The sequence below is a fragment of the Vibrio sp. SG41-7 genome (genome assembly GCF_014164465.1).
GTDB classification, from domain to species: Bacteria; Pseudomonadota; Gammaproteobacteria; order Enterobacterales; family Vibrionaceae; genus Vibrio; species Vibrio splendidus.
In genome coordinates, this window is the sequence record NZ_JACJFF010000080.1 from 1 (window position 1) to 22,791 (window position 22,791).

Below are 22,791 nucleotides of genomic sequence, written 5' to 3' on the forward strand. Positions count from 1 at the left end.
ATCTTAGATGAGCCTACACTGGGCTTAGATTTGCTGTACCGCGATACTTTTTATCGCCACCTACTAGAATGGTTCCACGACGGCGAACGCGCCATGATCATTGCAAGCCATGAGGTTTCAGAAATTGAACACCTATTAACGGATGTACTGATTTTGAAGCAAGGTCATTGTGTCCTGCAAAAAAGCATGGAAGACATCGAGAGCGACTATTTCATTATTGAAGTCGCAAACAACCATTCAAGCGAGATTCAGAAACTCAACCCACTGACCTCACAATCAGGGCTAGGCACTACTAAGTGGTTATTGGAAGGTCAATACAAAGCGCAGGTTGAATCACTGGGTAACATCTATAACGTTGGTCTCGCAGATCTATTCCTTGCAACACAGATGGAGAAGGCATAATGCATCCAAGTTTTTACATGCTAGAAAAAGAACTCATCGAGCACAAAGTTAACACTCGATTGCCTCTGTTTGTCGCGTTATGTGGTTTCTTACTGTTCGTTGGTCTGTTCTTTAATGGCGCAGTACAACATGAGTTTTTCTTTGAAATGCAAGTGAACGGTGACGTGAGCGACATCCACAGAGAGTTCGCACAAGATCTCAACTCAGTGATCTACTTTGGCGCGGGCCTTATTTCACTGATCCTGTCGACGCTATATATCCCTAAAACGCTGCGTAAAGAACGCCAAGAAGGCAGTTCGATGTTTTGGAGAAGTATGCCGGTATCTAACGCAATGACTCACGGCGTGAAGCTAGGATTCGGTTTAGTGGTTATTCCGGCTATCTGTGCATTGTTAGTGCTGTTCGCAGATTTTCTATTCTGGATATTGAACGTCTCAAGTGAACAACAATTGGCGCTATTGGTTGAGCAGCAATCTCTGTTTTATGTGCTGAGCAACTGGGTCGTGTTTTTTGGACGAATGATGTTAGTTGCACTGGTTTTATTGCCACTGGCAACCGTCACTCTAGCGATTTCGCAGCTGGTAAACTCTCCATTGCTTGTCATTTTCATCTCAAGCTATGCGATTAAGTTCCTCTCTGTCGCCGTGTTTGGGTTCTATGGCATCAATGACTTCCTATCTCTCATCGCGTCATTGCCAATGAATGTGCTCATAGCAAGCAACCCATTAAGTGCGATTGCAGAAGCGCCGATTTTATCTCTAGGTATTTACGCACTGATCGGTGTTGGTGGCTATCTTCTGAGCCTAAAGCTGAACCGAACCGATGATGTCAGTTTGAAGACGCTCTTCCAACGTTAACGCATTCGCTCCTGACGTTGGTGTTGTCGCTCCCGAGCAGTTAACCACATCAGATATCAAAATCTAAATCAAAGCTTCTGAGAAATCGGGAGCTTTTTTTGATCACGACTTTGCCAATACAGAGATGGGTAACAAGAACAAAGGGACAAAGGGACAAAGGGGTTTTAGTTAGGAGTAATAGAGTGAAGCAACAAGAGAATCTAAGAGGAGGTATTAATGAGCTGACATTGAATGCATTGTTGTTAATGCCTGTCAGCTCTTTGGAGGATGATTTCTTTAGTCGCCGACCAGATGAAGGTCCTTGAGAGTGCTAATGAAATCGATTTGTTGCGTTTTACATTTGATTAAGCTTTTCAGCTTTTTTTTATCTTAAAGCTTTACGATTCAAAGCTTATTTCTTTGAAGCTTCTTTCGCTGTGTCTTTCCAGTATTGGATGCGAACGCGATGAAGCTGTGCTCTTCTCATTTTTTTCATAAGGGATATTTCCTTTTCTTTAACTGCTCTTCATGAGCTATTTTTATTGCCAACCATTCGAATCTAACGGTGTTTGATGTCCAGATCAATGATACAAATCACAAAATTTATAGAGTTTTGAGTACCATTTACATCAAAGTATGACCTATCTATCAACTATGGCTCAATTCAATCCTATGAGCCGCTCTTCAAAATTAAGGTTAGTTCTCTCAGATGACAAATTCATTTCAGTATCAATACAGTTCAATGATACTAATTTAATAGACCGGACCAACGCGGATTTAGTTCCAGCATCTTATTTTTTATTGCTCACATCGCATCTAAAGTTACGCTGTAACTAATGATGTATTCAATGTGAACAATTAATCGCCACATTAGCCTATACGTCACAACATCAAAATGGGATTATGTTTGTAACGGGTAAAGCTTTTTATAGAAAAAATCCGTAGTGGACAAAATTAAATAGACGTAATTAAATGGACGTAATTATGAGTAAAGTAATTCTGCAAGGGCATATTCTCGTGCCAGACAACGACCTAGAAGCCGTCACACAAGCCTTGGTTGTGCACAAAGAACTGACACTGGAAGAACCTGGTTGTATTGTGTTTCGAGTCAGTCAGAGCACACTTCAACCTAATCGCTTTGAAGTGTATGAAGAATTCACTAGCCGAGAAGCATTCGAAGCGCACCAACAGCGAGTAAAAACGTCTGAATGGGGTGACATTTCGAAGAATGCAACACGTCACTACCAAGTCACCGATGTTCTGACACCTAATGATTGACCCGCTAGCCAACCGTATCGTCACGTTGATCAAGCAAGATCCCTTACGAATGCAGGTTTTAGACTGTGTCGCTCAGCTGGATTTGCCGCAGTGCTATGTTGCTGCCGGCTTTGTGAGAAACCTCGTTTGGGATCACCTACATGGTTATGCCTCCCCGACTCCACTCAATGATATTGATGTGATCTACTTTGATCCCATTGATACCTCTTACGAATCGAATCTTCAATACGAGGCTCTGCTTAAACAACGGTTACCTGAACTGAATTGGCAAGTTCGCAATCAAGCCTGCATGCACACCAGAAATGGGGATGAACCTTACCAAGGCTCATTGGATGCGATGAGTTACTGGCCAGAGAAAGAGACCGCAGTCGCCGTAAAGCAAAGCCTCAATGGAGACATCGAATGTATTTCGTCTTTTGGTTTAGAGAGTTTGTTTGATTTGCAAATCACACCCAACCCAAAGCGTAACCGAGATATCTTTGATCAAAGAGTACAATCCAAGAACTGGCTGACCCAGTGGTCCAAGTTAACGATTAGTCACAGTTAACTAGCTTTCGAATTCAACGCTAAAACCATTGACTAAAATCCCAATCAGATCGAACATGCCCCACTTGTTAGCTTATTAACTTAGTAAGTTAGTTAGTAACTAACCAACTCATCAACCGCGCGTGGCGACTAGCTGCTACGCTCTCTCGTCATACTGAGTAACGACCATGAACCAACAATACATGCTGCAAGCACTCGAAGCTTCGCGCCAAGCCCTACCCGATTGCCAACCAAACCCGCCAGTAGGCTGCGTTTTGGTAAAGAACGATAAGGTGGTATCTGTTGGGTACACGCAAAAAGTCGGCGGAAACCACGCCGAGGTTGAAGCGCTCAATAGCTATGACGACGGATTGGACGGAGAAATGGAAGGGGTTACCGCTTACGTAACTTTAGAGCCATGTTCATTTGTTGGCAGAACACCCGCTTGCGCCAATACATTGGTTAAAGCCGGTGTAAAACACGTAGTAGTAGCAATGCTAGACCCTGACCCTCGCAATAATGGCCGTGGTGTTGCGATCCTTGAATCGCACGGCGTGAAGGTGGATGTGGGGTTATGCCAAGCGCAAGTAAGCGCCTTTTTAACCCCTTACCTTGGTAAGTCCTAGATCTAAACAGCAAGTATCAGTTCAATTTCACTCGGTAAAGCGGATTGACTGGCTTATCGACAAAATACGACCAGATATGATCGTAGACCGCATGTTGGTTAGGGAATGGCGCTAACGCTTTTGCCTCTTCTAAATTACACCAGCAGTACTCTGTATGTTCGTCATTCAGTTCAATCGCTTGGTTGGGTGGGCATAGCACCGCAAACACAGGGATTAGCTGAATCACATTAACGTGAGCCTCGTAAAACTGCTCCAGAAACTGCGCGTTATACAAAGCTTCCACTTTAATTTGGGTCTCTTCTTCAAATTCGCGCACGATAGCCTGCCAACCTGTTTCGCCCGCTTCAATCGAGCCTGCGACATGGCACCAAAACTCGCCCTTCACACGCTTCATTATTAGCATTTTCATTTGTCCGTCGATCTCTGAAATAGCGACACCGGATACAATCGAAGTATTGAGTGGAATCATCACGTTACCTTAGGTTGAATAAGAGGGCGGCAAGGCTACCACCCTTCACTTGTTAAGTTACCTTCTCTGATTAGAAACGAGAAGTTACTCATCAATTAATGAAGTTCAAGCCATAACTCATGGGTTCAGTGTTAACCATCTCACTTAGCTATCCTGTAATAGAACCATTTCTTATTTGAGGCGCTTTTCGATAAAGAGTAGAATCGCCGCCTCGTACTGTGTTTAAAGCCTCTAAACATACACCGTAGACTCACAACCATTTATCACCACGAATATAAGTATTAATACGACTATGCACTCATCAAAACCAACGCACGACTCAGAAAACAGCCACACACCTGAGCATTGCTTCACTCGTTTTCAACAGCCGATCGAGTCATATTCGTTGCCTGAGCGTTTCACATTCCCGTTCTACTACGAACCGCACCCACTGTGTGAAATAGCCTCTCATCAGCTTCAACAATATCTAGAAACACAAACCGACTGGCAGCATGACTTCGGACTAGATTCTGACGCTGGTCGCGGCAAAATGTTTGGTGTGTTACTGGTGAAAAGCCCAGAAGGTGAATTGGGTTACTTCTCTGCTTTCTCTGGAAAAATCGCAGACCAAAACCTACTGCCTCACTTTGTGCCGCCCGTATTCGACATGTTGAGCAGCGATAGCTTTTTCCATCAAGACACAGCCGACATGATGGCTGTAAATGCTGAGTTTAAGGCGCTGCAAGCAAATACTGAATACCTTAAATTGTGCGAGCAACTGGCGCAGCAGAAAGCGCAAGCTGAGCAAGAGATTGAAGCGCAACGTCTATTGATTATTGAAGGCCGAAAAACGCGTAAAGAACAACGTGAACAAGGCAAAGAAAACCTTGATGAGCAAGCTTTCGAACAACTGAATAACGAGTTAAACAAAGCCAGTGTTGCCGACAAGAACCAACAGAAGTACCTGAAGCTTAACTGGGAACAGGCTCTGCAAGTGTTGCAAGCTAAAGTTGATGTATTCACCACTCAACTGGCTGAGCTAAAAGAGCAAAGAGCACACCTTTCTCATCAACTTCAGCACAAGTTGTTTTCACAATACGCTTTCCAGAATGCGGAAGGAAACATTGAGGATCTGAACCAGATCTTTGAAGACACCCCAAACAAGATACCACCAGCGGGTTCTGGCGAATGTGCCGCTCCAAAGCTGCTGCAATACGCGTATTTGAACGGTTACACACCGCTGGCATTGGCTGAATTTTGGTGGGGTCGTTCACCGAAATCGGAAATCCGTAAACACAAGAAATACTACGCGTCTTGCCAAAGTAAGTGTGTACCGATTTTAGGTCACATGATGAAAGGCTTAGAAGTCGATCCCAACCCATTGCTAGAAAACCCAGCTGAAGGCAAAGACCTCGATATCCTGTTCCAAGACGATCACATCGTTGTGGTACACAAACCAGCAGGTTTTCTATCCGTACCGGGTAAAAACATTAAAGACTCGGCCTACACACGCGTTCAAGAAATGCACCCCGATGTTGAAGGGCCATTTGTTATCCACCGTTTGGATATGGCGACCTCTGGCATTCTAATATTTGCGCTTACACGACGTGCGAACAAAAGCCTACAGAAGCAGTTCATTACTCGTGAAGTTGAGAAGCGATATGTCGCAATGATTGAAGGTGTGCTAGACCAAGATGAAGGCTATATTCGACTGCCATTGCGCGGTGACTTGTATGACCGCCCTCGTCAGATTGTTTGCTTCGAACACGGCAAGCCTGCAGAAACCAAATGGGAAGTGATTGAGCGAAACGAGCAAACCACTAAGGTTTACCTGCACCCTAAAACAGGCCGTACACACCAGTTACGTGTTCACTGTTCACACCAAGAAGGGCTTAACATGCCTATCGTGGGTGATGGCCTATATGGCAATAAAGCCGACCGACTGCACCTACACGCAGAAAGACTTGCACTTCACCACCCAGTCACCAAAGAGTGGATGGAGTTCCAGTTCGACGCTGAATTCTAAAATCTCTCATTAGTATCGAGCTTTAAAAAGGGAGTCACACCGCTTGTGGTTCCTACCTCTTTTGGGTATATCTCCACGCTTATTGCACTACATCAAGATTCACTTTGTTGTGAAGAGTAGCATGCCCACCTTCTTCTCTCCTTGAGGCCTTTGATATGTCATCAGCTGCTTTGAATATACAACCCAACACAACTACTTCTTCCGTGATCGCTTCGCTAGCACTAAGCTTGAAACCACTAGCAACCAAAAAGCCTAATCTAAATTTGGCAATGCTGAGCTTAATTGAAGAAGTTAAAAACGAACTCCCACTTTACGAATCGGAGACGTTTATCTGTGGGCCAAAAGGAAACTGCTCGGGTTGCTCTAAGAAGCTACTAGAGATGGTCGACAGTGAGTTGATGTACTGGGAGCACAGTATTTCCATTGGCCAAGGCCCCAACTTCGAAGAACTGCGCCGTTTTGGTAAGCTATGCAGTAGCGTTAGACGCGGTTTAGAGCGTAACGGTTTAGTCGAAAAGCGCCCAAAGAAAAGATAACAAGCCAAGCCGATAACCACTACAATGTGTCGTTGGCGATTACAAGCTACCCTGCTACTAACTGATTGAACTCGTTAGCTATAAAAGTAATAATGTTTTGTAATACAATTCAGTACGCAGACCGACTTGATAGGTTCGAACTCATAGAGATAAGTTCGTCGATACTTTCACCATCGTCTTGAACGACTCTATCCTTCTTGTCTGACGTGCCTTAGTCTTCTGTATATCAATATCACATCAATTAGAAACCTATCTTGGACAACGGAGAGCCACCTTGAAGAGACCACAACCAGTACTGGGAAAGACCGGTATGCTATTTTTTCTCGTCATAATAAGTGCTTTCCCTCCATTGACCATCGACCTTTACTTACCTGCGCTTCCGCAGATGGTCGAGGTGTTTAATACTGACCGATCAATGGTCAACCTAACCCTGAGCAGCTACTTCGTTACTTACGCCATCGGTCTTTTGTTCTGGGGGCCGCTCAGCGAAAAATTTGGTCGTAAGCCGATCCTATTAATTGGATTAGCGGGTTATATGGTCGCGAGCATATTGTGTGCGATGACCAATAGCATCGAACAGTTAATTGGCGCTCGTGTATTCCAAGCCTTTGCTGGCAGTGCTATCACCGTTATCGCTACCGCCATTGTCAAAGATCTTTATGACGGCCGAGAACGTGAAAAGATCATGGCGACTATCATGTCACTGGTGATCATCGCACCAATGGTTGCGCCTGTGTTTGGCGCCTTTTTACTGAAAATTGCTTCTTGGCGAATGATGTTTGTCACGCTCGCCATTTTTGGTGCATTTGCGTCAGTATTAGCTTGCTGCTACCGAGAAACACTCGAAAACAAATACCAAGGTTCTATATTCCGCTCATGGGGAAGAATGGGCGTGGTCATGAAAAACCGCTCGTTCGTCAAGCTACTGGTCATTTTCTCTATCATACCGATGGCGTTGATGGGCTTTCTTGCGGCGGGTTCTTATATCTACATCGATCACTTTGGATTGACCGAACAACAATTTAGTTACGCGTTCGCATTCAATGCATTGTGCGCCTCATTTGGTCCAACAATTTACATGAAGTTGTCCTACCGAATGCCGGTTCAAAAGGTCATCTCAGGATGTTTTGCTTTATTAGCTCTTGCGGGAATCTTCACCCTAACTATTGGCGACCTGTCCCCTTGGTTCTTCATGTTCATCGCAGCACCAGCGACACTGATGGCGATCATCATGCGAGTACCGGGCACCAACTTGATGTTGAACCAACAAGATCATGACACGGGCTCTGCCGTCGCACTGATACAGTTCTTCAGCATGATTTGTGGCTCGCTTGGCATGGTGTTGGTTTCAATACGCCCAGAGTCACTGATTGAAAACCTAGGCTTTATTCAATTATCCGTCGGTACGCTAGGCGGCCTGATGTGGCTGATGGTCAGAAACAAAGAGTTCGTGATTAATAAGCTAAATTAAGCCCCTCCAAGATGGTCACTGACAGTACCAGTCGATAAGCCTGAGGAATGGTGACTAATAAAAATCATTCCTCAGATAAAAATCTAGAGCGAAACCTTGATGGCGTTAAGCCAATGATTTTCATGAAGACTTTTCGGAAGCTGTTTACGTCCTCATAGCCAACCAGATAGCTGATCTGCTCAACCGGTTTATGGGAGCTTTCCAATAACTCGCATGCACTTTGAATACGTACATGTTGGATATAGTTAATCGGCGTAAAACTGGTCGCCTTGGTAAATTGACGAATAAAGGTTCTTCGAGTCATAAACGCTTCTTCAGCCAATTGATCAAGAGACAGCGAAAGGTGATGGTTCTTTTGAATAAAACGCTGCACCGACACAATTTTGTCATTGCCGTGAGCATAGTTCGGCACAAAGCTCTGATAGTAACGTTGCTCTCTCAACCCCGTATCAAGCACCAAATATTTACCTAGATTACGAGTGTTGGTCGGTGTCGTGTATTTGGTCAGGATAAACAAAGCGAGATCCATCCACGACATCAAACCACCTGCGGTGATAATGTCAGCGTCATCAATCAAGATTTTGTCGACATCAACATCGACTTCAGCATACTGATCCGAAAACTGTTGCTGCGCTTGCCAATGCGTTGTCACGGTTCGTCCTTGCAACAAACCCGTTCCCGCCAAAATAAACACGCCCGCGCAAGCAGAACACAGGATCGCCCCACGTTGATGAGACTGCACAAGGTAGTCCAACAGCCCTTCATCTGGCTCTAAGTAGTAGCTGCCATCTAAGTTTGGCGGCACTAGAATGATGTCGGCCTTTGAGTTCTCAAGTGGTCCGTTGGTCGACATAGACAAGTCGTCGTGATGCTTAATTTCAACATGAAACTGAACCTGCTCATTGGAAGACTCAATACTATTCGCCAATTGGAGAAACTCTTTCACTCCAAACACGGCACTTTGCAAAGAGCCTGGATAGTCGATGATTTCGACCATTACTGATTTTGTCACTATTGCCATAGAGTCTGTCATTTTTGACGTGCGATAAAAACTACAGAGTATTCATAATATCCCTACACCGCAACACACCAAATACAAAGGTATAGACTATGAAGAACACAGCCCTGCTACTTATCGACTTTCAAAATGACTATTTCCCTTCATACGAAGGTGCAAAATGGGCGCTGTCTGAAACAGAAAAAGCAGCCGAAAAAGGTGCACAGTTATTATCCGCTTTCAGAGACAAGCAACTTCCTGTGGTTCATGTACGTCATGAGTTTCCGACGAATGATGCTCCGTTCTTCTTACCAGAATCAGACGGTGCTCAAATCCACAGCAGCGTGACTCCGCTAGACGGTGAGCCAGTCATAGTAAAGCATCAAATCAATAGCTTTAGAGACACCGAACTGAACAAGGTGCTAAAAGAGCAAGGCGTTGAAAAGCTGATCATCGTTGGCGCAATGAGCCACATGTGTATTGATGCTGTAACTCGTGCAGCAACCGATTTGGGCTATGAATGCCACGTAGCGCATGACGCTTGCACAACCTTAGACATGGAGTTCAATGGCGTTAAGGTTCCAGCAGCGCATGTCCATGCCGCATTCATGGCAGCGCTTAGCTTTGGTTACTGCAATGTCGCAACGGCCAGTGAGCTTGAAAGTCTTCTTTAACAAGTACGCCGAAATTTTCAGTCTGTTCATTACAAACACAAAAAAGGCTCCTATTAAGGAGCCTTCTTATCAAAGCCAGTTACGACTGAGTTTGGTCAATGACAACTAAGCGTTAACCACTTGGCGTGCCGGGTGTTTGATAAACACAGCGACTACAGCCACGATTGCAAGAGCAAAACAGTAGTACGAGTTGGCTACAATATCCAAAGGCGATAGGTTAAATACCGAACCTAATAGCAATACCTGCGCACCGTAAGGCAATACGCCTTGAATCACACAAGAGAAGATATCCAACAAGCTTGCAGAACGACGTGGAGACACATTGTTCTCTTCCGCCAATTGGCGAGCCACACTACCAGACACAATAATCGCTACCGTGTTGTTTGCCGTACATAGGTTCACCATAGACACCAAGCCAGCAATACCTAGCTCACTCGCACGGCCATTCGCTTGCTTAGAGTGTGAAGAGCCAAACGCACGAATCACACCACTTACCAAGTTAGTCAGAAACGCCAATCCACCTTGACGACGCATTAGCTCACTCAAACCACCAATCAGCATCGACAGTAAGAAGATCTCTTGCATGTTGCCGAAGCCTGCATAGATGTCTTGAGCGTAATCCGTCATACCGTAGTTCTCAACAGAACCTAGGCTCACGCCACCCGCCAGCAAGATACCAATCGTCAACACGACAAAGACATTCATGCCAGATACCGCAAGAATCAAAATAGTGATGTACGGAAGGACTTTCAGCCACTCGATTGGACCTGTTTCAGGAACCTGAGTTGCCGTGCTGTTAAAAGCAAAGATAACAATCGCGATAAGAGCAGCAGGCAGTGCAATGCGGATGTTCTCTTTAAACTTGTCTCTCATCTCACAGCCTTGCGAGCGTGTCGCGGCAATCGTGGTATCAGAAATGATAGAAAGGTTGTCACCAAACATCGCGCCACTTAAAACAACACCAGCCGTCAGTGGAATGCTCATGCCAGCTGAGTCAGCAATACCTAGCGCAACAGGGGCAACCGCAGCGATGGTACCCATAGATGTGCCCATTGCGGTCGCAATGAAAGCAGAAATAAGGAAGATGCCCGGCAGGATCATGCTTGTCGGAATCGCCGATAGACCTAGGTTTACCGTCGCGTCCACGCCACCAGACGCTTTAGCCACAGCCGCAAAAGCACCCGCCAATAGGTAGATCATACACATTGCGATAATGTCTTTGTGACCCACGCCACCTAAGAATTGTTCGATAGCGCGGTTCAATTTATCTTTGCTTAGCAACAACGCCAACATCACAGCAGGCAAAGCTGCAATCGGAGCTGGAAGCTGATAGAAAGCAAAATCGACGCCTTGCAGTGACAAGTACGTACCTACGCCAATAAACAACGATAGGAACACAATCAGAGGGATAAGCGCCACTGCCGAAGGGGCAATTACCGCGTTAGAATTTTTTGAATTGGACATGGAACGACAACACAATAGAACAGGAAGGAGAGCAGACTAATGTCACACTTAGAACTTGTCAACGTCTAGACGTCTAAACGCCTAATTTAATGCAAAGTAATAAGAACCCTATTGAGCATCACGTAATAAAAAAGGCTATTTACTCATCAGTAAACAGCCTTTCGATAACAGATAGTGCGCCGCTAGAAGTTAGCGTTTCTGCTTGAACGTCACTTGGTATTCGCCAATGCCTTCGTAGTGGAAGGTCGTTGGCTTATCGAATTCCATTTCCACGATACCGCAGTAAGAGCCCGTGATAATAGCTTCACCCGCTTGGAAATCAACACCACGACGTGTCATGTAGTTAATCAGCCAGTAAATTGGGCTTGGTGGCAGTGTATTTGGGTGCTTACCGTCGAATGCTTGAACTTGCTCGCCTTGTGTCACTTCAATACTGATCTCTGCAGAAGTGAACGCTTTTTCGCGATCAATCTCAGGGCCAATGAATAAGCCTTGGTTTACTAGGCCATCGGCAAGCTTTTCGTAGAACTCGGCACCACTGTCATCAGCAAAGCGAGATTGCATTAACTCAAGAGCCATATGACAAGAACCAATAGCGTCATTGATTTGCTCTTCGCTGTAACCTTCTTGGCTTGCAGGCAAGCTCTTAGCAAGAGTAAATGCAATTTCAGGCTCAACACGTACTACGTCGTTGTCTGCAAACAGTTCGCAAACCTCGCCTTGCTGAACGGTGCCCGAGAAGATAGGCGCAACAATGAACTTGTCTTCAGCTAAAGGAAGCAAACACTTCCAACCACCGACCTTGTCGCTCTTAAGATCGATCATTGATGATTGGATCTTTAGCGCATCTTCCAAGTTATTCGGACGGTACTGTTCGTCCAATCTTGGTGCTTTAGTTCCCGCAACGCGGCGACTTAGCAATTCTTCAGCTGCTTGCTTAAATACATTTGTCATATAATACCACCTTTTAGTTTTATGACTAGTATAATATCGGATTTCTTGAAGCTTGAATAGACAATTAAACAACGGTGCAACACCGAAAATTTAGTCCTCAATTTTCGCATATTCTAGACGCAAACAACTGAAACTATTTTGATTTAAATGTAAATAAAGCCAGTAAGTTGGTTACTGGCTTTTCGATGTATTACTGATGATTAGGCTTTACTGCCCTTTCAATGTCTTCTTCAGATTCTGCATGAAGTTTCTGAAGTGAGGCATGAAATCAACAAACAGAGGGTGCTTTCTATCTTGCATCATCATTGGGCCAAGTAAGCGGATACTCACGCCTAGTCGTGCTGCTGATTGCTCATCTAAACCGCTGTCTTGTTTGATCTTCTCAACAATCGCGAACATGTTTTCTCTGTCTTCAATTTCAAACTGCATGGTTTGCAGTTCACGATCTTCTTTGATGTTCACTTCTTCGATAGTGATGCGGTAGTTGTTATGTTTGCCTTTGAATGCTGTCATGTGGATCTCCTACAATGCTTAAAAAGTGTGTTGGCTAGCTCTTCATGAATAGTTCGAGCTTAGGTTTAACCGTCATCGACATCACGACCATGATCGTAAGGCCAATCGGAAGCGCAGCAATAAATCCATTAAACCATCCACTGGTAAACGCCGATGTATCCGAAAATCCAATGTTATTTGCCGCTGTTACCAATGCCATGATGGACTCCATGATAAAAGCCATAATCAATCCCACGATTAGGTTGCGAGCTTTCTCGCCATAATTGGGTAATACCTTGACGACCAACTTAGTCACCAAAGTCATCATCACCATGCCAATTGGCATCATAATCACGACAGCTAGGGCTAACGAAGAGAACCAGTTGCCGATGAATGCCTCGCCGAATCCGACATTCATGTAGGTCATCACGGCCGTTAAGCTGCCGCCAATGGTTAGCATTAAGCTCATCATGACCAAAACTTTGTATAAAACGGGTGTGCCTTTTTGCTCAGGAAGAGTTGGCGTTAGTGTTGCTTGAATCGTCATATCTATTTCCTGTCTTGAATTTACGAACAATTAAGTTGATAATATCAACTATAAATATATTGGTTGACATTGTCAACTACTTTCCTGAGGATCGTTTATGTCTGATAACACATCGCTAGAGTCTATCTTTCGCTTAGTGCACTCTTTGAAACGTCAAATGAACGAGCAGATTGAGAGCTTGGACTCTGAGATCGCACCAATGAACATTCGCGTCATGAAGATCATTACCAAGAAGTCTCCATGTACGGCTATCGATATCGCACACTTCCTAAATCGCGATAAAGCACAGGTCACTCGATTGATTAACGCTTTGATCAGTCAGGAACTTGTGAAGAAATCTCCGAACCCAGAAGACAAGCGCAGCCAGTTATTGGTTCTGACCGATAAGGGTCAAGAGATCATGAGTAAGGTATCGAATATTGATCGAGAGATGCTGCAGAGAATGACCAAAGGCATGGCCGACGATGAGTTAGAACAGTTCCGAAAAATCGCGAACAAAATGGCTAAGAATCTCGAAAGTTGCTCTAAGTAGAAGAAGCCCTTTCGAATAAGCCACCCGTGTCAAAAAACAAAAACGCCACCGAATCGTAAGATCGGTGGCGTTTTTTGTATAAACTGGGTTTGTACAGCTTAGCTGTTTAGCTATGTCTATCTGGATACAAGCTCTAATTCGATGCTAGTTTCCACCATGCTTGAACAGGTACTGGTTCTGAAATCACCAAACGCTCACCCATCACAGGGCTTACCATTCGCACACCTCGCTCTTTACTTATCGCGAGAGCTTGTTCCATTGGGTCTTGCCAATCGTGCATAGAAAGATCAAACGTACTGTTGTGGATTGGCATCATCACCTTACCTTGCAGGTCGATGTGCGCCTGAACGCTCTGTTCTGGGAACATATGAATATCCGCCCAAAGTGAATTGTATGCGCCCGTTTCGACCATGGTTAAATCAAACGGCCCGTAGCGCTCACCAATCTCTTTGAAGCCATTGAAGTAACCAGAGTCACCACTAAAGAATACTTTCTTATCTGAAGCCTTGATAACCCAACTCCCCCACAATGTTTGGTCACGATCAAGTAAGCCACGACCAGAGAAGTGCTGTGTTGGCGTCAAAGTAAACTCGATATCTGAGGCCGTTGCAGATTCCCACCAGTTCAACTCAATAATCTTTGCTTTATCCACGCCCCACTTTTCCAGTAATGCACCAACTCTGAGTGGCACCAAAAATGTACCTACTTTGTCGGCTAATACCTTTACGGCACCTTTGTCTAAATGGTCGTAGTGGTCATGACTGATCACTACCACGTCAATATCAGGTAATTCTTGTAGTGAGATTGGCGTTGGGTGGAAGCGCTTTGGCCCCATCCATTGCACTGGCGATGCGCGATCACTGAACACAGGATCGGTCATCACTAGCTTTCCATCCAGCTTCATCATCACGCTAGAGTGACCTAAGCGGTAAGCAACGTCGTCTTGTTCTTCGATCAGTTGCACGGCTGTCATCGGTATCAGAGGCAATGCAGCACGCGGCACCGGCTCATTCCTTTCCACTGTCACATAAGCTTTCAGGATTGAAAAAATATCAGACATACCCGATTTGTATTCCAGCTCACTGTTAACAAATTTCTTCGGAAGCTTATCTAGATTGTCGTTTGATTGTGAACCTGTGCTTACGATAGCGACCACGGCAAGTACTCCTAAAATCGGTAATAGATATTTTTTCATTGGTATCTCTTTAATCATTTGGTCTATCCCAACGCAAAAACTACACTGGTTAGTTTACATGTCAAAATTAAAAAGTAAACCAATGAGTGTAAGTTTAATTTGCGAGACGAGAATGTATAGAACTCGGCTTCGAAAGTACTAATAAGAATGATCTTCCATATTTGTACAAATATCGTTCAACTCTCACTTCTACAATTCGTTTATTGACCAAAGAGTCAGGTTTTATTTAACATTATATTTACAAATAAACATTGGCCGTTTTTAGAAGGGACTCTAAATTGCAATTTACTATACGAACTAAGGCAATATTGGCGACGATCATCGCAGCTCTCGCCATTATCAGCGTGATGGGGATTTATTCATTTCAATCGAGCCGAGCCATTTTAATTGATAGAACCTTTGAAAGAGAGCTACCTGCTTCGCTTGGCGAGGTGAGTAATGAAATCAACCTGAAGTTAGAAACCCCTATTCTCGCATCAAAGATGATGACGCTGTCTCCTCTGATGAAACAAGCCTCACTCTCAGAGAAAAACCTCCGCGCCTATCTTGAGTCGGTCAAAAACGAATTCAATGCCATCAGTGCCTATTACGTATCAAACGAAGCAAGTACTTACTACACACACAATGGCGTTCTAAAAACTATCTCAACCAATGAACAAAGTGACCAATGGTTCTACCGGTTCATCCAGTCAGATAAAGCGTTTGAGCTCTCTTTAGATATTGATGCCGGCACTGGAATCCCAGCGCTATTTGTCAACTATGCGGTTACTCGAAACGGCGAACGTATCGGTGTAACTGGCATCGGCTTGACCTTGGAAAGTATTACCCAATTGATCAGCAACTACAGCGTGGGTAAAAGCGGTATTGTTTTTCTTGTCGATAAACAAGGGATCATCAAGGTTCACCCTGACAAAAACCTAATTGGTCAGTCACTGAACTCTGTCGGGATTGAAAGTAGCCTGCTGCTCGGTAGTCAGCAAACCATTGTTCATGAGAGTGTTGTTGACGGGCAGCCTCAAATTCTAGGATCTAAAGCGATGCCGGGGATTGGTTGGACTCTGATTACTCAGATCCCTAAGCAAGAAGTATTAAGTGAATTAAACGGGTTCAGTCAAACCATCATCTTTATGGCTTTACTCATCGCTGCAATCTACACACCAATCGCAGCATGGGCGACCAACAAACTGTTGCTGCCTTTCGTTGAAGTTGCAGAACTATTGCAACAGATAGGAAAAGGCGGTGGCGATCTAACGCTTCGTTTAGATGACTCACGTCATGATGAAATAGGCCAGATTGCGAAAGGATATAACCAATTTGTTCAATACCTTAGCGACCTGCTTAAAGACGTGTCGAATACGGGTCAGCAAATATCAGAATCCATTCAGAGCGTGGATCGAATGGCTCAATTGATGGAACAAGACATCAAACAACAAACTAGCCAAATAGAACAAGTCGCCACAGCCATTCACGAGATGGGAGCCAGCTCTGACGAAATCGCCCAAAACGCTAACGGTGCAGCCGATAGTGCGAGCAGAGCTTCAGGTGCAATAAACATCGGCCAAAAATCGGTTACTGTCACCTCAGAAAGTATCGAACACATGAACCAACAACTCGACGACACCACGGCCATCGTTAATCAACTCGCTCAAGATGCTAACTCTATCGACACTGTGCTGGATGTAATCAGCGGTGTTTCTGAACAAACGAACTTGTTAGCATTGAATGCGGCAATCGAAGCCGCTCGAGCTGGTGAGCAAGGCCGAGGGTTTGCGGTGGTTGCAGATGAAGTAAGAACACTCGCCTCACGAAGCCAAGCATCAACTGAAGAGATACGCGGCATCATCGAGCAACTTCAACAACGCACGCAACAAGCCGTGGCAGCGATAGAAACGAGCACCACATTAGGAACTAACTGCCGAGTAGAGGCTTCCAATTCAGAGCAACAGCTATCGAGCATTTCTGATAGCGTCGATGAGATGAATGCTATGAACATGCAGATCGCCTCTGCGACAGGGCAACAATCTAATGTGATCAACGAGATATCGCCCCACATCTCCGGTATTTCTGAAATAGCCAGAGAGAGCGATAACATGATTGAGCGAACGGCGCAGGAGTGTCAGCACTTACGCACCAAAGCGATGCATTTAACGAATCTGGTTTCTCAGTTCAAATGCTGATCTCAAAATTTAAGTCGTCCTAGAAAAACTAGTGACCTGAATTTTTCAGCAAAACTTAAAGCTAATCGGCAGACCATACATTTTTGAAATCTGGCCATCCCCAGTTGGTGATGGCTACGTTTTTCAAAATGCCTTGGAAACGCACGGTTTGTAGGTGATGGAACATAGGCACTAGCCAATAATCAGAAATCAACGTGGACGCAACGGGCTCCAACTCTACCAAGTAATTCGGCAGTTCAACTGAGGCTTTGTGATGATCTAAGCGCTGTTTAAGCCAATCACTGTTCATCTCACCTAGCGCCGAGTGCAACACGGGGTCATTCATTAACCACGAAAACAATGAAGATGGCGCATTGTCGTCGAGATTGAGGTTACACAACACCAAGTCTTCTTTAAGGTCACCGCTCTGAGAGAGTTGTGCCAGTTCTCGAAAGCTATAAGTATTCACCTCAACTTCCACACCATATCGTTTGAGTATGTCTGATACGCAAATAGCACATCGATAGAGAGCGTAATAGTTGTAAACGGCGATGCTCATCTTTTTAGGAAGTTGCGTCTCTTTCGGGGGCGTTCGATACAATTTTTGCCAACTTGGTAGGATGTTTTCAGCAAAAGAGACACTGAACAAACCCTTGTTTTTTTCCAACTGAGATAAAATAGCTTGTGGGTTGGTCAGTTCTGAAAGGTATTTTCGCTGCTCATTATTAAGCGGAGTTGCCGCTGAATTCTGATTGAACAGGATAAACAAGCACCCATCTTCGACTCGGCTACGAAGGCCGTCTGTGTCTGCTGAAACAAGCTCCGTATCGCTTTTCCCTAGCTGATGGAAACAAGAAGAATCTCCATAAGACGAGACTTGCATTTGGCTGTCATCGAATCGAGCACTGCCTGTCATCGATTCTTCAAACTGCCAGATGGTCACCTCATCGGTTAAAGACCGACAACCATAATAGAGCTCAAATGCCGCGAGCTTGATCCGTTCATTATTGGTCTCAACCACTTTAAATGGACCGGTACCAATAACTGCATGTGACACCGAGTTTAATGGAGACGGTTCATGGGTGACTTGCGCTGCGGGTTGAATCGAATACTTAACGCCAGCAAGTAAACCAGCAAAACCAGTATCTGCTTTGGTGAGTTGAAAGCTGACCCTCAATGGCTGCTCACTGTAAACCGAAGCAACATGGGCTAGCTCTGTCTGATAAAAAGGTAAGGTTTGCAAGGCTGAAAACAACGAAACGAGTTGCTTGGCGTCGACGGGTTGCCCATCGTGAAAGGTTAGGCCGGGGCGCAAATAGAAAGTCCAAACCAACTTTTCAGCATCATATTCCCAATGGTGCGCCAGTTCAGGCTTCAACTCGCCCTTACCATTACAAGTGACTAAGCAACTGAACACTTGCCTGATCAAAAAGCGTTCGCTACTGCGGTGAATATGATGTGGGAACAGGTCTTCAAACTTACGCTTATAGGTCAATTGAACGTGAAGCAATCCTTCACGCATCGTCGCGCCAGAGGTTTCTTGAAGGAGAGAACCAAATACAGCGCGGTCATTGTCTAAAAGTGAGAGCGCTTTTTCGTACTTACCCTGCTCTATCAGTTTACCGGCAACGTGTTGAGTCAGCTGTTGATTACTAAAGCGCAAAGTCAAATTTGAACGTTGATTCCTACCGACTTTTGGCTCCCAAATTACCCATTCAGCCTGATGCATCTTGCCTAACAAAGTTCGTGCATGGCGTAAACTGGTGAACAGCTTGTCTGCGACCTCGGTTAAGGTCACCGAGTGTGAAAGATTAGGCTCAAACGAATCCAGCCTTGTGTAGTAACGCATCATGTTTAGATCAGACAAATAATGAACCTTTTTAGAAACAACCCTTCCTGATTAAGCCCATTATAAAACACATCAGTCAAAAAGTAGCGATAAAAGACAAAAACAGGAACAACTTAGTAAAAACCCATCTGTTTATTACTTCCTATTAAGTAACCATAATTAATGGGTCAACAAGGAACTTTGAGCTCCCACCAAAGCCTAATACAAGAGAAGTAATCATCATGAGAAAATACTATCTTAATAAGCTAAAAAGCACCTGTAGCAAGCTCGAAAGAGAAGCACTACGAACACTTATAGAGCTATGTAACTGGCGTTATTAGTACACTTTTAAGCACCGAGTTAACGCGAGTTGAGTACAACCTAATAGGCTCCTACCCCCAATATGAGTTAGGTCTCAACTCGCTTTTCCATTCCAAACTCCCTCTCAACCTAGTTGTACCAATCGCTCACACATTCGATAAATTTCCGTTGTCGACTCGACAAATTTAATTCGTTTTCTTAGTTAAACGAAAAGTCTTAAGGTTCGCCCCGAAGCAAGCAAAGAGCCTCAGAAAAACTGAAAGCTCAGCTAACAACTCATTTATTTGCAGTTACCAATCAGGTATTAACTAAGGAAACGCCATGCGTATCGCAATTCTTTCTCGCAACGAAAACCTATACTCTACTTCTCGCTTAAAAGCGGCTGGAGAAGCTCGTGGTCACCAGGTCGATGTTATCGACACGCTGCACTGTGATATAGATATCGCGAGTAACAATCCGAAGATTCGCTACATGGGTGAAGAGCTACCTCAATACGATGCTGTTATTCCACGTATTGGCGCTTCCATTACCTTTTACGGCACTGCGGTTGTTCGCCAATTCGAAATGATGGGCACTTTTTGTATCAATGAGTCAGTAGCAATCAGTCGTTCTCGCGACAAACTGCGCTCACTACAGCTGTTGTCTCGTAAAGGTATTGGCTTACCAAAAACTGGTTTCGCTAGCCGCCCAGACAAGATTCAAGACTTGATCAAAAACGTAGGTGGCGCGCCACTGGTTATCAAGCTTCTTGAAGGTACTCAAGGTATCGGCGTGGTTCTAGCAGAAACAAACAAAGCAGCTGAAAGCGTTATCGAAGCATTCATGGGCCTAAAAGCGAACATCTTGGTTCAAGAGTTCATTGAAGAAGCTAATGGCGCAGACATTCGTTGTTTTGTTGTGGGTAACAAGGTTATTGCAGCAATGAAACGCCAAGCTGGTGAGGGTGAATTCCGCTCTAACCTGCACCGTGGCGGTACAGCTCAATTGGTTAAACTAACCAAAGAAGAGCGCGCTACAGCGATCAATGCAGCTAAAATCATGGGGTTAAACCTATGTGGTGTCGATATTCTACAATCTAAGAATGGCCCTGTTGTAATGGAAGTGAACTCTTCTCCAGGCCTAGAAGGTATCGAGAAAGCGACAGGTAAAGATGTAGCAGACATGATTTTCGGATTTATCGAGAAAAATGCAAAACCAAACGCTAACCGTACTCGTGGCAAAGGCTGATTAAACGCCGTTTACTCATGATTGGAAAAAACATGAACAATAAAATGATCATAGGGAATACAGAAGCACTTTGCTTACCAGAGTTAGGGATAACTGGACTACATACGCGTGTTGATACAGGGGCTCAAACCTCTTCTCTACACGTAGACAATCTACTATGTGTAAAAACAGATGGTGAAAACTTCGTTGAGTTCGATCTTCACCCAGACGTTTACCACCTAGAAGAGACAGTACGCTGCAAGGCGAAGCTGAAAACGAGTAAAAGAATCAAATCATCGAACGGCGAAGTTGAACACCGTTGTGTGATTGAAACCATGCTAAAAATCGGCGGTCAGGAATGGCCTATCGATATCACACTAAGCAACCGTCAAGATATGACTTATATGATGCTGCTTGGTCGTCAAGGCATGAGTGACAAAGTGATTGTTGACCCAGCGGGCGAATTTCTAATTTCTCACTAATTGAACTGCTCCACAGCTCAAATAGTGAGTCAACAACGCACACTAATAAAGGCCAGTCTTTGAGACTGGCCTTTATTATTTATGGCGATTTTTTTTATCTTTAAACCCAAATCGCCAAACAGATTTTACCAAACCTTTGAGTTTGATTTTAGTCACTCGCCAATGTGTCACTGGCCTTCTTGGCGCACTCATCAGCAGATGTTCAAACGCTTGCTCACTCAAGTTCACTTGTCCCCCATGCGCCACCAGCAAAGTGTCGAGCTGCATTTCATAGATACGAGATACCGACTCTCGATACTTATTGGGATGAAAAATTGGGAAAGGCGGAATCAGCTTCTTTTTGACCTCGACCATCAAGTCCGCCACATAAGCAACGCTGTGTGATGGGCAATAGACAGAGAGATCTCTATCGGTATGGCCTGGCGTTTCCAGAACCAACCAATCATCAAAGCCAGGAATGCTATCACCATCCGACAGCTTGTAGTCCGGCTTCAGCTTTCTTGAATACCATAGGTTTGCTTTGGGCTTACCCAATCGGTTCGCCATCCACCGTGCTAATGCCAAATCGGTCAAATGCATCACTATGCCATCGATGCCGTGGTACCAATCCTTATCTCGATTTGCTGCAACCAAATTACAATTCGTGAGCTTTCTGAGTTTGTGTGCTGCTCCTGCGTGATCTGGATGCATGTGCGTCACAACCACTGTGTGTAGGTCGCTAAATTCACGGCCAAGATCATCTTCAATGAAAACTTTAAGGTGGGGAATATCCGCTCGGCACGCACCATCAAGTAACAACAACCTGTCAGGGTACTCTACGAGATACATGTCTTGGATATAGCCTTTGATGGTATGCAGCTGCAAAACCGCTCCTTGTGATAAAACAACTGGTCAGACCTATACAATAGCAAATCCAACTTCAATTGTGATCATTTTGTTAACAACAATCTAAAACCGGATAGAGAACTCGAATCAAGATTTCTCTTGGTATTCACTAAATTACTCAAATCCAATTCAACTCAGAACAATGGGAACAGATTCCAAAGATTGCTATTAATTTCATCCGATATTTTCAGCATTATCGAATGCCCGCATTGCCGTAAACCTTGCTCTATAGGCCTTGCGATTCAAGCCTTCAGCACCATTTATCGTAACGACAAAACATGTGATTTGGTGACCTAAGTTATTCGGACTATATATGCGCCTCTAATTTATTGTCTGAGTGCTATACATGAACCAATTGATCGATGCTCTTTCTACCCAAGGTTACTTTGTTTGGGATGACTTCTTAACTCACGAAGAAGTGGTGGCATTGAGGGATTGCATTCCAGAGAACTGGAAAAAGGCTAGGATCGGCCGTAACGATGACGTAGCACGAGAAGCAACGATTCGTAGTGACAAAATTCAGTGGGTACGCCGTGATATGGGCGAACCAGCATCTCTGTTCCTAGACAAAATGGAACAAATTCGTTTAGAGGCAAACCAAGCGTTCTTTTTAGGTCTGTTCGAATACGAAGCGCACTTTGCAAAATATGAAAAAGGTGACTTTTACCAGAAGCACTTAGACTGCTTCAAAGGCAACGAAAACCGCCGCCTGACCACAGTATTCTACATGAATGACGAATGGTCTGAGGAAGACGCAGGGGAGCTCGTGGTTTACGATTTAAAAGGGCTCTTCGACGTTTTGTGTGGATTTGGGTTAAAATATGCACCTCCTAAATAGGCTCCAATACAAGGTCCAGCCACATTGAATTCTTCTGATATTTTTATGCTCGGGTTGGGGCTGCAAGCACCC

The 22,791-nt window shown here is 44.5% G+C and carries 21 protein-coding genes and 2 pseudogenes; 14 read left to right on the forward strand and 9 right to left on the reverse strand.

What is annotated here, in order from left to right; all coding sequences use genetic code 11:
• From H5300_RS18395 to H5300_RS18415, 5 genes and pseudogenes are all read left to right on the forward strand, one after another.
• Positions 1-402: pseudogene (locus tag H5300_RS18395) on the forward strand (ABC transporter ATP-binding protein); the annotation flags it as partial.
• Positions 402-1,259: a hypothetical protein gene (locus H5300_RS18400; protein ID WP_182796571.1), complete on the forward strand. Its 858-nt coding sequence runs from the start codon at positions 402-404 to the stop codon at positions 1,257-1,259. The pseudogene H5300_RS18395 and the gene H5300_RS18400, both read left to right, overlap by 1 nt.
• Before the next feature lie 963 nt (positions 1,260-2,222).
• A complete protein-coding gene (locus H5300_RS18405) occupies positions 2,223-2,516 on the forward strand; it encodes a putative quinol monooxygenase (RefSeq protein ID WP_182796572.1) in 294 nt (97 codons plus the stop codon).
• Positions 2,509-3,063, forward strand: a complete 555-nt coding sequence (locus H5300_RS18410; protein WP_182796573.1) for a nucleotidyltransferase family protein — start codon at positions 2,509-2,511, stop codon at positions 3,061-3,063. The genes H5300_RS18405 and H5300_RS18410 overlap by 8 nt, the downstream gene beginning before the upstream one ends.
• A 166-nt stretch (positions 3,064-3,229) precedes the next feature.
• Entirely contained in the window at positions 3,230-3,667 is a 438-nt protein-coding gene (locus tag H5300_RS18415; protein ID WP_017085392.1) for a bifunctional diaminohydroxyphosphoribosylaminopyrimidine deaminase/5-amino-6-(5-phosphoribosylamino)uracil reductase RibD, read from the forward strand.
• Between the two features lie 16 nt (positions 3,668-3,683).
• Here the strand turns inward: H5300_RS18415 and H5300_RS18420 are convergent, their stop codons facing one another.
• Positions 3,684-4,136 carry an NUDIX pyrophosphatase gene (locus H5300_RS18420; RefSeq protein ID WP_065606199.1) on the reverse strand — a complete coding sequence of 151 codons (453 nt, stop codon included), beginning with the start codon at positions 4,134-4,136 and terminating at the stop codon, positions 3,684-3,686.
• A gap of 292 nt (positions 4,137-4,428) precedes the next feature.
• Here H5300_RS18420 and H5300_RS18425 point away from each other — a divergent pair, with 292 nt between their 5' ends.
• The 3 genes from H5300_RS18425 to H5300_RS18435 all read left to right on the forward strand — a co-directional run bounded on the left by H5300_RS18425 (position 4,429) and on the right by H5300_RS18435 (position 8,148).
• Complete coding sequence (locus H5300_RS18425) at positions 4,429-6,141, forward strand: RluA family pseudouridine synthase (RefSeq protein WP_182796574.1); 1,713 nt, start codon at positions 4,429-4,431, stop codon at positions 6,139-6,141.
• 155 nt (positions 6,142-6,296) lie between these two features.
• Positions 6,297-6,677, forward strand: coding sequence for a hypothetical protein (locus H5300_RS18430; protein ID WP_182796575.1), 381 nt, complete (start codon positions 6,297-6,299; stop codon positions 6,675-6,677).
• Between the two features lie 310 nt (positions 6,678-6,987).
• Entirely contained in the window at positions 6,988-8,148 is a 1,161-nt protein-coding gene (locus H5300_RS18435; protein ID WP_017079588.1) for a multidrug effflux MFS transporter, read from the forward strand.
• Positions 8,149-8,212: 64 nt separating this feature from the next.
• Here the strand turns inward: H5300_RS18435 and H5300_RS18440 are convergent, their stop codons facing one another.
• Complete coding sequence (locus tag H5300_RS18440) at positions 8,213-9,169, reverse strand: GlxA family transcriptional regulator (RefSeq protein WP_182796576.1); 957 nt, start codon at positions 9,167-9,169, stop codon at positions 8,213-8,215.
• Between the two features lie 89 nt (positions 9,170-9,258).
• Between H5300_RS18440 and H5300_RS18445 the strand changes: the two genes are divergently transcribed.
• The gene (locus H5300_RS18445; RefSeq protein ID WP_182796577.1) at positions 9,259-9,819 is read left to right on the forward strand and encodes a cysteine hydrolase family protein; all 561 of its coding nucleotides are present in this window, start codon (positions 9,259-9,261) and stop codon (positions 9,817-9,819) included.
• Between the two features lie 105 nt (positions 9,820-9,924).
• Here the strand turns inward: H5300_RS18445 and H5300_RS18450 are convergent, their stop codons facing one another.
• The 4 genes from H5300_RS18450 to H5300_RS18465 form a co-directional block, all read right to left on the reverse strand.
• Positions 9,925-11,283, reverse strand: a complete 1,359-nt coding sequence (locus H5300_RS18450; protein ID WP_182796578.1) for a Na+/H+ antiporter NhaC family protein — start codon at positions 11,281-11,283, stop codon at positions 9,925-9,927.
• 189 nt (positions 11,284-11,472) lie between these two features.
• Positions 11,473-12,237, reverse strand: a complete 765-nt coding sequence (locus H5300_RS18455) for a hydratase (protein ID WP_182796579.1) — start codon at positions 12,235-12,237, stop codon at positions 11,473-11,475.
• A gap of 207 nt (positions 12,238-12,444) precedes the next feature.
• Positions 12,445-12,750 (reverse strand): DUF3861 domain-containing protein, encoded by a 306-nt coding sequence (locus tag H5300_RS18460; protein WP_017083214.1) that lies wholly within the window; start codon positions 12,748-12,750, stop codon positions 12,445-12,447.
• Positions 12,751-12,784: 34 nt separating this feature from the next.
• Complete coding sequence (locus H5300_RS18465) at positions 12,785-13,276, reverse strand: DUF2798 domain-containing protein (protein WP_017083213.1); 492 nt, start codon at positions 13,274-13,276, stop codon at positions 12,785-12,787.
• 97 nt (positions 13,277-13,373) lie between these two features.
• Between H5300_RS18465 and H5300_RS18470 the strand changes: the two genes are divergently transcribed.
• The gene (locus H5300_RS18470) at positions 13,374-13,808 is read left to right on the forward strand and encodes a MarR family winged helix-turn-helix transcriptional regulator (RefSeq protein ID WP_182796580.1); all 435 of its coding nucleotides are present in this window, start codon (positions 13,374-13,376) and stop codon (positions 13,806-13,808) included.
• A gap of 133 nt (positions 13,809-13,941) precedes the next feature.
• Here H5300_RS18470 and H5300_RS18475 read toward each other — a convergent pair whose 3' ends face one another.
• The gene (locus H5300_RS18475; protein WP_061023147.1) at positions 13,942-15,003 is read right to left on the reverse strand and encodes an MBL fold metallo-hydrolase; all 1,062 of its coding nucleotides are present in this window, start codon (positions 15,001-15,003) and stop codon (positions 13,942-13,944) included.
• Between the two features lie 278 nt (positions 15,004-15,281).
• Between H5300_RS18475 and H5300_RS18480 the strand changes: the two genes are divergently transcribed.
• Complete coding sequence (locus tag H5300_RS18480; protein ID WP_259397714.1) at positions 15,282-17,180, forward strand: methyl-accepting chemotaxis protein; 1,899 nt, start codon at positions 15,282-15,284, stop codon at positions 17,178-17,180.
• A gap of 61 nt (positions 17,181-17,241) precedes the next feature.
• On the opposite strand, the gene H5300_RS18485 is transcribed toward H5300_RS18480, so the two are convergent.
• A complete protein-coding gene (locus tag H5300_RS18485) occupies positions 17,242-19,026 on the reverse strand; it encodes an SgrR family transcriptional regulator (RefSeq protein WP_182796581.1) in 1,785 nt (594 codons plus the stop codon).
• A gap of 603 nt (positions 19,027-19,629) precedes the next feature.
• Between H5300_RS18485 and rimK the strand changes: the two genes are divergently transcribed.
• Positions 19,630-20,535, forward strand: a complete 906-nt coding sequence (gene rimK, locus H5300_RS18490; RefSeq protein WP_010428457.1) for a 30S ribosomal protein S6--L-glutamate ligase — start codon at positions 19,630-19,632, stop codon at positions 20,533-20,535.
• A 32-nt stretch (positions 20,536-20,567) separates the two neighbouring features.
• Complete coding sequence (locus tag H5300_RS18495) at positions 20,568-20,996, forward strand: RimK/LysX family protein (protein ID WP_004733090.1); 429 nt, start codon at positions 20,568-20,570, stop codon at positions 20,994-20,996.
• Between the two features lie 75 nt (positions 20,997-21,071).
• On the opposite strand, the gene H5300_RS18500 is transcribed toward H5300_RS18495, so the two are convergent.
• Positions 21,072-21,860 carry an MBL fold metallo-hydrolase gene (locus tag H5300_RS18500; protein WP_182796582.1) on the reverse strand — a complete coding sequence of 263 codons (789 nt, stop codon included), beginning with the start codon at positions 21,858-21,860 and terminating at the stop codon, positions 21,072-21,074.
• A gap of 367 nt (positions 21,861-22,227) precedes the next feature.
• Here H5300_RS18500 and H5300_RS18505 point away from each other — a divergent pair.
• A pseudogene (locus tag H5300_RS18505) lies at positions 22,228-22,665 on the forward strand (2OG-Fe(II) oxygenase); the annotation flags it as partial.
• Between the last annotated feature and the right edge of the window lie 126 nt (positions 22,666-22,791).